Source organism: Chryseobacterium shigense, assembly GCF_900156575.1.
Taxonomy (GTDB): Bacteria; Bacteroidota; Bacteroidia; order Flavobacteriales; family Weeksellaceae; genus Chryseobacterium; species Chryseobacterium shigense.
On the sequence record NZ_FTNY01000003.1, the window covers coordinates 134198 to 149028 of the forward strand.

Consider the following 14831-nt stretch of genomic DNA (forward strand, 5'->3'; position numbering starts at 1 on the left):
AATTAAAAAAGAGACTTATTCCCCATAACTCTCAAGAAACCCTGAAAATCATTGTGGATAACTTTATATTTTATCAACATTGTCCACAACTTGATTCCAGTAAAACAAAAACCGCCCGGCCGTTCTTCGAACGGCCGGGCGGTTTTAGCTTATTATGTATTTAAGCTTTTGTAGCCGGTACAAATACTCTTTGAGATAATTCCTGGTCAAAAAGGTATAATGCAGATGGATTATCGCATACCATCTTGATTTTTGTTACATACTGTGAAGCGCTGGCTTCTTCTTCTACCTGTTCGTTGATGAACCATTGCATAAAAGAGGTTGTTGCAAAATCACCTTCATCATTAGCATTTTTCACAATGTTGAAGATACTTCTGGTTACCTTTTTTTCGTGCTCCAATGCTTTTTCAAAAATATCAGTCGCATTTTCAAACTCGTGAGGAGGTTTTGCTATTTCGCCGATGATGATCTCTCCGCCTACATCATTTAAAAAATCAAACATTTTATCCGCATGCATCAATTCTTCTTTGCTCTGAACTCTGAAATAATTCGCAATACCATCAAGGTCTTTTCCTGAAAACCAGGCAGACATGGAAAGGTAATATTGTGCTGCATATTGTTCGTGAGCTATCTGTTCGTTAATTAACGTTGCAATTTTTTCGCTGATCATAAGTATAAATTTATAGTCAAAAATAAGCAATAAAAGCCCGAAATCAAAAGTTTTAATGAAAATTAATACAAAAAGGACGGGTATTTCCCCGTCCTTTCCACATTAAAAAATCAAAATTATGAACGCTTAATTAGCTGTTGGAGCTGCAGTATTCATAGGCTTCTTCATCATTTTTCTGTCCTTCATCGCTGTCTTTCTCTGCTCCATCTTCGCTTTTCTGTCGGCCTGCCATTTATCATACTGGTCCGGAGTCAGAATTTTCTTCATATCTGCATCCATCTGAGCTCTCTTAGCTTTCATATCCTCCATTTTGGCCTGTCTGGCATCCTTGTTCTTATCAAAGTCTGCTTTCATTTCAGATTTTCTCTTTTCATGAAGCGCTTTTATCTGTGCTACCTGAGACTGGTTCAGGTTAAGATCTTTCTGCATCTGATCCATATGCTCCTGATGCTTTTGCTCCATTTTTTGATGCATCTCTGCTCTTTTTGCCTGTTTGTCCTGTGGAGTTGTCGTGGTCTGTTGAGCCATTGCAAAACCTCCTATTCCAATAAATGCTATTGCTAAAACTAATTTTTTCATCTTAAAAAATATTTAATTAATTGTTATATACCTTTTTGATTAATAGTTAAAAGAGAAGTTAAATCAGAATATTCATAAAAAATGTTAAATTTAAATACTAAAATCATAAATAGAAAATAAAAAAGGACAGATCCTAAAATCTGCCCTTCACACCACTTAAATATAATATATGAAAATTATTTATTGCTGACTAATCTGTTTCTGAAACCTCCCCCATTACTATTCTGATTCTGCGGACTGGAAGTTGAATTTTCAGATCGGGAACTGCCATTGTTTCCTCTAAATCCTCCGCTGTTATTTTCTCTTCGCGGGGTATTTTCTCTTTTCACTTCATTGCTGCCTCTGAATCCTCCATTATTTCCAGATCCACCTCTGGTTCCGTTATTTTCAGAATTTCCTCTGAATCCGCCCCCATTATTACTTCTCACCCCATTATTTTCATTACGGAATCCCCCTGAATCATCACGTCTGTTACCGGCTTGATTACGAAATCCTCCTGAAGAACCACTCTCTCTTACAGGCCCTCTGAATCCGTTATTAGATCGATCACTCGTTCTGATCACATTAAAAGTAGGATTATCTACTCTTCTCACTCTTGATCTGTCTACCCGGTATACATTGATATTGATATTTCTGTATCTCGGCATTACGGTATACCTTGGGGCATAATAGGTTCTTCTGTAGTTCTGGAAGTAAGCGACAGGGCTCGCTCCACGGTAGTAATTATTTTGGAAAACAACAAATACTCTTGGTCCTAAAATTCTTTCCAGAGCGTAGAATCGGTCATAATACCATCTGTCCGGGTTATATCTGTAAAAATTATCCCATGTAGAGAAACTTACATATAAATTATTCAGACTCATGATCTGATCCATCTGCCATCGGTTCAGTCTGTTTTCTCTGAAAAAGACATTCCAGTTGATATTGGTAATACTGTTTCTGTAGTCATTATAATATCCCTGATAATAATCACTAGGATAATAGTCCTGAGGATAGTTGTAATAATAATCGTCCGGGAAATAATTTCTGTCGTCCTCATCGGTGTAGCCTCCTCCATTCTGATAATATCCGTCATCTCCCCATCCGTTATTTGGATACTGCTGGGCGGAAGACAAAGCTGCCAGTCCCAGAGCTAATCCCAAAAGTATTTTTTTCATCTCTATAGTCGTTAATTGGTTAGTATATAGTAGAATATCTCTATTCTATCTTTTGGATATAAATAAAAAAAAGAAGTTAAATCCTGAGATCAAACTTCTTTTGAATTATAGTTAACCAATTGATAATCAATTGTTAAATTTATGCTCTTCCACTATCTTTTATCCAATAGGCAATCTTTTGATTGAAAGTCTCCTTTCCTTTCAGGTCCTCAAGCTTCAGATGCATCCTGTATCGCCAGTAATGAGGGAAAACTGCAGGATTATTAATTCTTTCATTATCCATATTCGGATTGGTAAGCTCAGGATCAGTAGCCATAAACTCCTGGATTGGAAAAATAGCCAGCATCGCATCATTGTAAAGATGTTGTTTCATAATAATTTCAGCCAGATGACAATCCATTTCGTCAGGAGCTTTTCCGTACTGAATAAGCTGTTGGTTGAAATATTTCTGTGTCAAAGCAGGATCTTCTTTCCACCACTGTCTCAGCGTAGAGCTGTCATGGGAAGAAGCGGTCACCACATTCATATAATCTGCATTTTTGGGATTATAAAACGGAATATTATCTGACGGCATACGCTGCACTTTCAGGGCAATAATAGCCAGTTCATCCATCGCAACAGGCACACATGCAGGAACCATTCCCAGATCTTCACCACAGATCAGCATTTTTGTGGCATTCAGAATAACCGGAAGTTTTTCCATCGCTTTTTCGTACCACAAATGATCCTGTCTTCTGAAGAAATAGTCGTGGTAAAGGTCATAGATTGCTTTTTGCTCCCACTCCGGCAAATATTTATAGGAATCGGTGCTGTAAACATTAAATCTTGGATGATATACCGTTTCACCGTTTCTTTCCTCGGTCAGGAACAAGACATTCGCACATAAAGAAACAAGTTTTTCTTCCAGAGCACCTTTCGGATTCTTTTTGAAAAAATCAGTCAGCTTTCTTTGGGTATCAAATTCTTCTTTGAATGAATACGTTCCATCATTATTATGGTTGATAAATTCAAGGACCTGATTGCTGTTTTCACCAAAATACTCCCAAAGAATCCTATCATTAATATAGGGTGTGCAATAGCGGTTAAAATCAAACGGAATATGTCTCGCTTTGAATTCTTCCAACACCACAGGAACGGCAGGATAAAAGTACCCTAAAATTCCTTGTGTAGCAGATACAGGCATTCTCCAGATTCTGAAAAAGCCCAAAATATGATCAATCCGCATTGCATCAAAATACTGCTCCAGTGCTTTAAACCTGTTTTTCCACCATCGGTAATCATCTTCCTTCATCGCTTCCCAGTTATACGTAGGGAATTCCCAGTTCTGCCCCAGTTCTGTAAACTGATCCGGTGGAGCCCCTGCCTGGAAATCCATTCCGAACAACTCAGGTTCCGTCCAAGCTTCCACAGAATATCTGTAGATACCGATGGGAAGATCTCCCTTCAATGAAACTCCTAAACCGTGGGTATACTCTACCGCATCCTTTAACTGAAGATGAAGCTGATATTGTACCCATGCATGAAGCATGGAAGCATCATAATCTTTACTTTTTACGGTAAAAAATTGTGAAATTTTTCCGGGAATATATTTTTTATGCGTTTTCCAGTCGTTGAAGTTGGGCGTTTTATATTTGTCCCGAAGCACACAAAAAGCGGCATACGGAACCAGCCAGTACTCATTGTCTTTGATAAACTTCTTGAAGTTACGGTCTTTATAAATTCTCTCTTTTTCTGCATTAAAAACCGCCTTTAAAAACTTCCATTTCCCGGCAATTACTTTTTCATAATCAATCAGATCAAGGGCATTTAATGCTTCTTTCTCAGCGTGATACTCAGAAACTAATTCTTTCGGTAAATCATAATCAAGATTTTCCAGTGAAATATATTGGGGATGCAATGCATACACAGAAACGGCTGCGTAAGGATAGGAGTCCGTCCATGAATAATTAGCCGTTGTATCATTAATCGGCAGGATCTGAATGATTCCGAGATTGGTTTCATTCGTCCAGTCAGCAAGCTTTTTAAGATCTGAAAACTCTCCCACTCCAAAACCATTCTCACTTCTCAACGAAAATACAGGAACCGCTACTCCGGCATCATGATACATTTGGTAGGACCTGAATTTAAAATAATGATTGGAAACAATTTGCAGAACATCCGTATGCTGATTAGCAAGTGTAAATCTGTTTTCACCAGTCTCTACATCAATAACACGTCCTTCTTTTTTATCGTAGATACAATATTTATATTGAATAAATTCGTTCTCAGGAATCTCAACAGATGCTTCCCAAATCCCAAAATCAGTTTGAGAAAGATGAATCACTTTTTCATAATTCCAGTTTCCTAAAGAGGCCGTACTCCCGAACAATACAATTTTCCAGTTGGGATTGTAAACAGGCGCTTCGATCCTGAACAAATGGGTATGCTTTTTTAAAACCACCGCCTTTTCAGGAACAAACTGATTGAGCTTATTATAAAGGATCTTATTGTTTAAATAATTCTCGGGAAAATTCTTACTATTCCATTCATCGAAAATAATAAACTCCTTATAGTTATGAGGAAAATTAAGATGATGCAGAACAAACTCTTCTCTCTGAACGTTTCCTTTTTCGTCCGTAAGCTGATATTTGTATGAAATGGATTTCGAGAAATAATCTACCTCACATTTCCAAATGCCGTTTTCCGCATAAAATAGGGTATGAGTCTGGACCGCAGTACCTTTATCATCTACAATCAATAGCTGCAGATTTTGTCCGGCCTTTGCATTATATCCTACATTAAAGTATAACTTCATCTATATTTTTTTATAAAAATACATTTTAATATCGAAAAATAAAACTTATTCAAGATCAAATAATCATTAAAAAACCTTTCCAAAATAGGTTGAAAAGGTTTTGTATTTTCATGGATTCAAAATCAATTAAGATCCAGAATTGAAACGTTTTATTCTGTAACTAAAATTTTCTTGTTTAAAAGAATCTTACCTGACTCCTCTGTAACGCTCACAATATATGCTCCGCTCACGAGACTTTTCAGATCAATTGGTTGGCTAAGTGAACCGTCTTTTACAGACAGACTCTGTTTCAATACATTTTTGCCGGAAATATCAAAAACAGTAAGGCTGAGATTTCCCTTTACAGCTTTATCATTGACACTGATGTTGATTACATGCTGATCTACTCTTGTCGGATAAATCTCGATGTTAGCAGCTGATGTATTGACTGAAGAAGTTCTTTCGTTGGCAAAATACTTACTGGCCAAGTCATAGATATGAGGTTTTTCATCACCTGGAAGAGATTTTGCCTGAAGTGTAGCCAAATCAACTTCATACAGGCTGTCTCCTTTAGCACTTGCAATGACTACTTTTCCTTTGGCATTGACTGCTGAACCATTCACTGAATAATTCTCAGGAATACCGGAAATCTTACCTACAAATTTTGCCTTTAATTCTTTAGCAATGATTTTAAAAACATTTCCTGAGGCCGAAAAGACATAAAAATTATTATCAGCATCTCCAATCATATCACCTCCGAAACCGGTTTCCATAGCGGTAAATGAATTCTTTCCGTTTGCAACATCATCTTTAATGATTCCAAGGTCGCTCACAACATACTGACTTCCTTTTTTACTGATCTGCAACAGTTGCGTCCCCGCATTGTTGAGGGCATAGATATTTCCGTCATAGCCTGCCGTCATTCTTGTGATATGCGAATTAATATCACAGGAAGTTACTTTTGATACGGCATTGTCCACCAATGTAATTTCCTTTGTCTTCGCATTTAAAACATAAATATTAGACGAAAACATGGGCATATACACGAGATTGTTGTTCAATGGATCATAAGCCAGAGCTGCCATGGTAACTGCCTGAGAATGGCTGTAGGAATTTTTATCTTCCACAATGCTACCTTTTCTTTCCTGAGAAAACACTTTTGCCGCAGTATCAGCAGAGAATATTTTTTCTCCTGAAGTACCTTTGGCCGCATCAATCACACGGAAATCACTGAAAACAATGCTGGAAGTATCTTTTCCTGCGATTGCAAAAAAATCCTGCTGTGCCTGAGCATTAGCGCCTATTGCAAGCAAAAAGAGAGGGAATAGATGTTTTTTCATACTATGTAGAATTTAGATTATTAATGATTTTAGTATGACTAAGTTACATATTTTCTCTATTGAATCATAAAAAAACAGCAGCATTCACATAATATTTACACTCGTTTAATGTAAACGTTAGTATTTTGATAATTTATTCTTTTCCTACAACACAAATAGCACAATTTTTTCACAAATACCACTATTTAAGGCAGTAATATTGGTGCTATCCTTTAAATAATTTTTGGAATTTGTATTTTTTTAAACGCAAAGGTTAATTAATTGAACAGTGTAATTTAGAGAAGCAAAGATTGCCGGCTCCGCCGACGTGAGTAAGTTTTCCTTATTAAATCTGCAATATCCGCTGCATCTGCAAGAAACGGCGAGATAATAAGAAATTACTAAAATATCAGCATAAAAAAACTCCCGCAGATCACACGGATTACAACAGATTGTTATGGTATTATCTGCAGAATCCAGGTGAGCTGCGGGAGCTGTATTATTTATTTCTTGATTAATTCAGAACGTAACTTGTTCCGTCTCTTCCGTCTTTTAATTCAATCCCTTCAGCAAGCAGTTTGTCTCTGATCTGGTCTGAAAGGTCAAAGTTTTTTGATTTTCTCGCCTGATTTCTAAGCTCAATCAAAACTTTTAAAGTCTGATCAAGTTTCTCATTATTATTCTCTTCAATATTCTGAAGGCCTAAAACATCAAATACCAGTGCATTCAACGTTGCTTTTAAATCTTCAAGATTTTCAGCAGAAATGGTTTCTTTCTCGTCATTTAAAGCAAAGATATATTTTACGGCTTCAAATAAATGAGCGATCAGAACGGGAGAGTTGAAATCATCGGTCAAGGCATCGTAACATTTGTTTTTCCATTCTTTAAGATCAAATCCAGACTGTTTTTCGTTATCAGGAGTAACAGAATTCAATACTTTGATCGCTTCCATTAATCTGATAAACCCTTTTTCACTGGCAATCATCGCGTCATTGGAGATATCCAGCACACTTCTGTAGTGCGCCTGCAGGAAGCAGAAACGTACGATGGTAGGATGGAAAGGTTTCTCAAAGAAGTCATTTTCTCCTGTTACCAACTGCATCGGAAGAATGTAGTTTCCTGTAGATTTACTCATACGCTGGGAGTTCATCGTCAGCATATTAGCGTGCATCCAGTAATTAACCGGAGCTGTATCATTGCAAGCTTTTCCCTGTGCAATTTCACATTCGTGGTGTGGGAACTTCAAGTCCATTCCGCCACCATGGATGTCAAATTTTTCACCTAAATATTTCGTGCTCATCGCAGTACATTCCAAGTGCCATCCCGGGAAACCTTCGCCCCAAGGAGAATTCCATCTCATAATGTGAGCGGGCGATGCTTTTTTCCATAAGGCAAAATCCTGTGGATTTTTCTTTTCACCCTGTCCGTCAAGATCACGGGTATTGGCGAAAAGTTCTTCGATGTTACGTTTTGAAAGTTCACCATAGTTCAGGCCTCTCCTATTGTATTCCAGAACATCGAAATACACAGAACCGTTGCTTTCGTAAGCAAAACCTCTCTCAATAAGTTTTTGGGTTAACTCGATCTGCTCTACAATATGCCCTGTCGCTGTAGGCTCAATATTGGGAGGAAGGAGGTTAAACATTTCCAATACTTTATGAAAATCCACCGTATATTTCTGTACGATTTCCATAGGTTCAAGCTTCTCCAGACGGGTTTGTTTAACGAATCTGTCGTTTTCAACATTTCCATCGTCTGTAAGGTGACCCGCATCGGTAATGTTTCTTACATATCGTACTTTATACCCCAAATGAATCAGGGTACGGTAAATAAAATCAAAGGAAAGGAAGGTTCTTACATTCCCCAAATGCACATTGCTGTACACGGTAGGTCCGCAGACATACATTCCGATGTTTCCTTCTAAAATGGGTTTAAATATTTCTTTTTCTGCTGTAAGCGAATTGTATATTTTTAATTGCATCGTTTTGTTTTTTGATGTAATGATTTTAAGTTTAGTTTTAAAATTTCCAAATTTATTTAAAAGCTGAAGTCTTTTAACAACAGCATTGACAGCAACAACAAATAATGGTTATTACAAAAATCTTATCCGAAACTTTTTTAAATTTTATCATTACTTATATTTAATACATTGGCTTTTGAACTTCCAATATCATCCCTTAAAATTAAGATATTTTTATACAACTCTGCCAAAACCCGATTTCCTCCGATATGGGAATAATGAGTTTCAGTATTGATCAGAGTCATTAATTCTTCTTCAAATCTATGTAAATTTCCAAATTCTTCTTCAATATCCTTTAAATTTAATGGATAACCCGGACTCAAATTTACTTTTTCTAAGTTTTTTCTCAGAAAAATTTTAATTAATAAATCATAAATTTCAATATTCCGGATTTCAACCTTTTCAATTCCCTCTTCAAAATTATAGGTAATAGAAATATGATCCTTTATCTGAGAGAAAATCTCAATGACATTCTTTTCATTTTTTATTGCAATTACTCTTTCATAATACAATACGTCATGATGATATCTTTCAGAAAGTAACCTGATATTTTTCTTTATGATCTGATCAATCATTGATCTTAATAATCCAGTTTAGCATGGCTTCCTACATAATGTAAGAATTCCTGTCTGGTGATAGGATTGGTTCTGAAAATACCGCTCAATTCTGCTGTGATGGTGGAACTTGCGGTATCTTTTATTCCTCTGCAGTTGACGCAAAGGTGTTTTGCATCAATGATACAGGCTACATCTTTTGTTCCCAATGCTTCCTTCAAAGCATCTACGATCTGCATCGTCAGTCTTTCCTGAACCTGCGGTCTTTTTGCATAATAATCCACAATCCTGTTGATCTTGGAAAGGCCAATCACTTCTCCGTTTGAAATATAGGCTACGTGGGCTCTTCCGATAATCGGCAGAAAGTGGTGTTCACAGAATGAATATACAGTAATATCTTTTTCCACCAACATCTGGCGGTATTTGTATTTATTGGAAAATGTGGAAATTCCCGGTTTGTTTTCAGGAAGAAGTCCTCCAAAAATTTCATTCACATACATTTTGGCAACACGCTTCGGAGAATCTTTTAAAGAATCATCCGTCATATCCATCCCCAGTGTTTCCATAATCTCACCAAAAAGTTCGGTGATTTTTTCTATTTTTTCCTGTGGCGATTTATCAAATGCATCTTTCCTAATAGGCGTATGTTCTTTTCCAGTGAAAATATCATCGTCGTTATCGGTAAAATCAACCATTTTTATTTAATTTGCAACAAAAATACGGATAAAATCTGTTCATCGATTTCTATTTGAACGAAAAACATTATCCATTCTCAACTTAGCTTATGATTATTGTCGAAGAAGTACAGAACGAAACCCAGAAAAAGAAATTCTTAGAATTTCCCGCCCAGCTTTACCAGCGCGACAAAAACTATATCAGACCCCGAAATCAGGACATTGAAGAAATCTTTGATCCTGAAAAAAATAAATCTTTCCAGGAAGGAGAATGTACACGGTTTTTATTTAAAAACAAGGAGAATGAGACGGTAGGAAAAGTGGCCGTTTTTATTTCCGGTCTTTATGAACAGAAACAGCCCACCGGGGGAATTGGATTCTTTGACTGTATCAATGATCAGAGAACAGCTGATTTTATTTTCGACCATTGTAAAATGTGGCTTCAGAAAAGAGGGATGGAGGCGATGGACGGCCCGATCAATTTCGGGGAACGGGATAAATTCTGGGGACTTTTAACGGAAGGCTTTGAGGAACCACTGTTTGGAATGAATTATAATTTCCCCTACTACAAAGAGCTTTTTGAGAATTATGGTTTCAGAATGTATTTTGAGCAACTTTGTTTTTCACGGCCTATTTTCGCTGATGTTTCCCGGATTTTCACGTTAATGCATACCAAGCACAGCCGAAATCCCGCGATCTCTGCGAGACCGATGAAAAAGAATGATCTTCCAAAATTCGCGAAAGATTTTACCGAAATTTATAATCAGGCATGGGCTGCCCATGGTGAAGGCAAGCAACTGGAGGAAGCAAAGGTTCTGAAAATGTTTAAAACGATGAAACCTATTATCAATGAGCATATTTCCTGGTTCGTGTATGAAAATGAAAAACCTATTGCCATGTGGATGAATCTTCCGGATGTGAATCAATGGTTCAAATACCTGAACGGCCGGTTTGGAATTGTAGAAAAGCTTAAATTTTTGTGGATAAAACAATTCACCAAAAATGAAAAAATGGTAGGTCTGGTTTTTGGGGTGGTTCCGGAATGGCAAAAGAAAGGGATTGATGGCTACATGATCTGGGAAGGAACGCAACATCTTAGAAAACATACCGACTTCAAAACAACGGAACTCCAGTGGATCGGAGATTTCAATCCTAAAATGATAAAAATAGCGGAGAGTCTTGATACCACTGTTACCAGAAAACTGGCTACCTACCGGTATTTATTTGACCGCAATAAAGAATTTGAAAGGCATCCTATCCTTTAAATAAAAAACCCTGCTGTTGAACAGCAGGGCTCCTTTCATTTTGATACTCTATTAGAATAGCTCTCCGGCTACTTTTTTTATGTTATCACTTTTCCCCATCGAGTAAAAGTGCAGTACAGGAACTCCGAAATCAAGCAGTTCTCTGCATTGGGTAATCGCCCACTCTATTCCGATCTGTTTTACAGCTTCATTGTTTTTGGCTTTTTCCACTTCATTGATCAGTTCTTCAGGAAGATCGATCTTGAATATCTGGGGAAGAATTTTTAAGTGTTTTTTTGTGGCGATGGGTTTAATTCCCGGGATAATCGGTACTGTAATTCCCATTTCTCTGGCTTTGGTCACAAATTCAATAAATCTTTTATTGTCAAAAAACATCTGGGTAACGATATAATCTGCTCCGGCATCTACTTTTTGCTTCAACCATTTCAGGTCGTAATTCATAGAAGGGGCTTCCATATGTTTTTCAGGGTAGCCTGCCACTCCTACACAAAATTTATTGAGTTCATCACAGGCTTTCTCATCATTGTGAAGGTATTTTCCTCTTCCTAAATCATTGATCTGATGGACAAGGTCCATGGCGCTGGCGTGGCCTCCCGGTGTAGGCTCAAAGTACTGATGTCCTTTCATCGCATCGCCTCTTAAGGCCATGATATTATCTATTCCAAGGTACATACAGTCTACCAGAAGATATTCTGTTTCTTCTTTGGTAAAACCTCCGCACAGAAGATGGGGAACGGTATCTACATTATATTTATGCTGGATTGCAGCGCAAATCCCTAAGGTTCCGGGACGCATTCTTGTGATCCGGCGTTCCATGAGGCCATTGCCTTTATCAAGGTAAATATACTCTTCTCTGGAAGTGGTGACATCAATAAATGGAGGTTTAAACTCCATCAACGGATCTATGTTGGTATACAGATCTTCGATTCCAATTCCCTTCTGGGGTGGAACCACTTCCAGGGAGAACAAGGTCTTCCCGTTTGCGTTTTTAATGTGTTCAGTGATCTTCATTTTATAGTTTAGTTATTTTTTGTTGATGGTTGCCAGCTGACGAGCTGCTGGTTGCCGGCAGTCAATACCCGAACCAGCCTGGTCATAAACTTTTAAGCTAGATTCGGGGATAACCACCTTCTTGCTTCGTCTATAGAACATCCTCTTCTTTTTGCATAATCCTGAAGCTGATCTTCGGTTATTTTTCCAAGGCCAAAATATTTTGCATGCGGACTTCCGAAATAATATCCGGAAACAGCTGCTGTAGGAAACATGGCAAGACTTTCGGTCAGGAAAACGCCCGTATTTTCTTCTACTTTTAAGAGATCCCAGATGGTTTTCTTTTCCAAATGATCCGGACAGGCAGGATAACCCGGTGCAGGACGGACTCCTTTATATTTTTCTGCGATCAAATCTTCATTGCTCAGGCTTTCCTGATTGGCGTAGCCCCAATATTCTGTTCTTACTTTTTTATGTAAAAATTCAGCGTAGGCTTCTGCGAATCTGTCGGCGAGGGCTTTTACCATGATGGCATTATAGTCGTCGTTGGCTTTTTCATATTCATCCGAAAGTTCATCTGTTCCAAATCCGGTACAGACACAAAAAGCCCCAACATAATCAGTTTTTCCTGAACTCTGAGGTGCTATAAAATCACTTAGCGCCAGATATTCTTTCCCTTTAGAGCGTTGTGCCTGTTGTCTAAGGGTGAGGAATCTGGCCTGTTCTTCATTATTTTCGTTAAAGATTAAGATATCATCGGACTCATTTGAATTGGCTTTGAAAATCCCGAAGATGGCTTTTGCCTTCAATAATTTTTCATCAAGAATTCTCTTTAAAATCACCTGTGCATCTTTAAACAATTCTTTAGCCTGAACGCCCACCACCTCATCTTCCAGAATATCCGGATATTTTCCGTGAAGATCCCAGCTTCTGAAAAATGGGGACCAGTCGATAAAAGGAAGCAACTCATTCAAATCCTGATCTTCCAGTACGGTTACTCCTAAATTATTCGGTGTAAAGATCTCCTCATTTTCCCAATCGATAGTGAAATGACTTTTTCTGGCTTCTTCAATGGAGACATAATCTTTATCTACCTGTCTGTTCAGGAACTTCTCACGGAAATCAGAATATTCGTCTTTCAGCTCTGATACATATTCTTTGTTTCGGTCTCCCAGCAATGAACTCACTACATTCACTGCTCTGGAAGCATCATTCACGTGAACAACCGCATTTTTATATTTTAAATCAATCTTCACAGCGGTATGGGCTTTTGAAGTTGTAGCACCACCGATCAATAAAGGAAAATTGAGATTTTGTCTTTCTAATTCGGAAGCGATGTATACCATTTCATCAAGACTTGGTGTGATCAGTCCGCTTAATCCGATCACATCTACCTTATGTTCTATGGCAGCCTGAATAATTTTTTCAGCTGGAACCATTACCCCAAGGTCAACGATTTCATAATTGTTACAACCCAAAACAACACTCACAATATTTTTACCAATGTCATGAACATCCCCTTTTACTGTCGCCATAAGAATTTTTCCGTTGGCTGGTCTTGAGCCGTCTTTTTCATCCTCAATGAATGGCTGAAGATAGGCCACCGCTTTCTTCATTACCCTCGCAGATTTCACCACCTGAGGAAGGAACATTTTCCCGCTTCCGAAGAGATCTCCCACCACTCCCATTCCGGTCATCAGGTTAATTTCAATCACATGCAGTGGTTTGGCGGCCTGTTGTCTGGCTTCTTCTACATCTTCTTCTATAAAACGGTCGATCCCTTTTACTAAAGAATGGGTAATTCTTTCCTGTAGAGGCCTTGTTCGCCATTCAAGTTCTTCTACGATCTCTTTTTTTACAGATTTATTCTTCTCAGAATAATCCAGAAGTCTTTCCGTAGCATCTTCTCTCTTATCGAGAATGACATCTTCTACAAGCTCTAATAGCTCTTTGTTAATTTCGTCATAAACTTCCAGCATTGCAGGATTCACGATTCCGATGTTCATTCCTGCCTGAATGGCATGATAAAGGAATACCGAGTGCATTGCTTCTCTCACCGTATCATTTCCACGGAACGAGAACGAGACATTACTTACTCCACCACTTACCGAAGCATACGGAAGATTCTGTCTGACCCATCTTGTTGCTTCGATGAAATCGATGGCATTTCTTCTGTGTTCATCCATTCCCGTTGCCACCGGAAAAATATTCAGGTCAAAAATGATATCTTCCGCAGGAAAACCAACCTGATTAACCAAAATATCATATGACCGTTTTGAAATTTCAAGTCTTCGATCGTAATTGTCTGCCTGACCTTCTTCATCAAAAGCCATCACAATCACTGCGGCTCCATATCTTTTGACTGCTTTGGCCTGTTTGATGAATTCTTCTTCACCGCCTTTTAAACTGATAGAATTCACCACACATTTCCCTTGTGCGACCTGAAGTCCTGCTTCCAGGATCTCCCATTTGGAAGAGTCGATCATGACCGGAATTCTTGCAATATCCGGTTCTGATGCTATTAAATTCAGGAATTTGATCATCGACGCTTTTCCGTCGATCAGTCCGTCATCAAAATTGACATCAAGGATCTGTGCCCCTCCCTCTACCTGATTTCTGGCAATATCAAGGGCTTCAGAGAATTTTTCCTCTTTTATCAGTCTTAAAAACTTTTTGGAACCGGCAACGTTGGTCCTTTCACCAACATTGATGAAATTACTTTCCGGTGTTATGATAAGAGGCTCAAGGCCTGATAATCTTAAATATTTCATTAATTTTTTTATTCTGCTACATGATAATAGGCACTGTCCGCATTCGGTCTCAGCAGATC

The 14831-nt window shown here is 38.1% G+C and carries 11 protein-coding genes; 1 reads left to right on the forward strand and 10 read right to left on the reverse strand.

What is annotated here, in order from left to right; genetic code table 11:
• Positions 1-160: 160 nt before the first annotated feature.
• The 8 genes from BW964_RS10115 to folE all read right to left on the reverse strand — a co-directional run bounded on the left by BW964_RS10115 (position 161) and on the right by folE (position 9767).
• A complete protein-coding gene (locus BW964_RS10115) occupies positions 161-670 on the reverse strand; it encodes a ferritin (RefSeq protein ID WP_073336421.1) in 510 nt (169 codons plus the stop codon).
• A gap of 126 nt (positions 671-796) precedes the next feature.
• Positions 797-1249: a hypothetical protein gene (locus tag BW964_RS10120; protein ID WP_076506950.1), complete on the reverse strand. Its 453-nt coding sequence runs from the start codon at positions 1247-1249 to the stop codon at positions 797-799.
• Between the two features lie 176 nt (positions 1250-1425).
• On the reverse strand, positions 1426-2406 hold the full coding sequence (locus BW964_RS10125) for a hypothetical protein (protein ID WP_076506951.1): 981 nt from the start codon (positions 2404-2406) through the stop codon (positions 1426-1428).
• Positions 2407-2545: 139 nt separating this feature from the next.
• A complete protein-coding gene (locus BW964_RS10130; RefSeq protein ID WP_076506953.1) occupies positions 2546-5200 on the reverse strand; it encodes a 4-alpha-glucanotransferase in 2655 nt (884 codons plus the stop codon).
• A gap of 149 nt (positions 5201-5349) precedes the next feature.
• Entirely contained in the window at positions 5350-6519 is a 1170-nt protein-coding gene (locus BW964_RS10135; RefSeq protein WP_076506955.1) for a T9SS type A sorting domain-containing protein, read from the reverse strand.
• A gap of 493 nt (positions 6520-7012) precedes the next feature.
• Entirely contained in the window at positions 7013-8479 is a 1467-nt protein-coding gene (cysS, locus tag BW964_RS10140; protein WP_076506957.1) for a cysteine--tRNA ligase, read from the reverse strand.
• Positions 8480-8616: 137 nt separating this feature from the next.
• On the reverse strand, positions 8617-9093 hold the full coding sequence (locus BW964_RS10145) for a hypothetical protein (RefSeq protein WP_076506959.1): 477 nt from the start codon (positions 9091-9093) through the stop codon (positions 8617-8619).
• 5 nt (positions 9094-9098) lie between these two features.
• Positions 9099-9767 (reverse strand): GTP cyclohydrolase I FolE, encoded by a 669-nt coding sequence (gene folE, locus BW964_RS10150; RefSeq protein WP_034725871.1) that lies wholly within the window; start codon positions 9765-9767, stop codon positions 9099-9101.
• Positions 9768-9856: 89 nt separating this feature from the next.
• Between folE and BW964_RS10155 the strand changes: the two genes are divergently transcribed.
• Positions 9857-11011: a hypothetical protein gene (locus BW964_RS10155; protein WP_076506961.1), complete on the forward strand. Its 1155-nt coding sequence runs from the start codon at positions 9857-9859 to the stop codon at positions 11009-11011.
• Positions 11012-11062: 51 nt separating this feature from the next.
• Here the strand turns inward: BW964_RS10155 and metF are convergent, their stop codons facing one another.
• A complete protein-coding gene (metF, locus tag BW964_RS10160; RefSeq protein ID WP_073336405.1) occupies positions 11063-12022 on the reverse strand; it encodes a methylenetetrahydrofolate reductase [NAD(P)H] in 960 nt (319 codons plus the stop codon).
• A 92-nt stretch (positions 12023-12114) separates the two neighbouring features.
• Positions 12115-14772, reverse strand: coding sequence for a methionine synthase (metH, locus tag BW964_RS10165; RefSeq protein WP_076506962.1), 2658 nt, complete (start codon positions 14770-14772; stop codon positions 12115-12117).
• Positions 14773-14831: the final 59 nt, after the last annotated feature.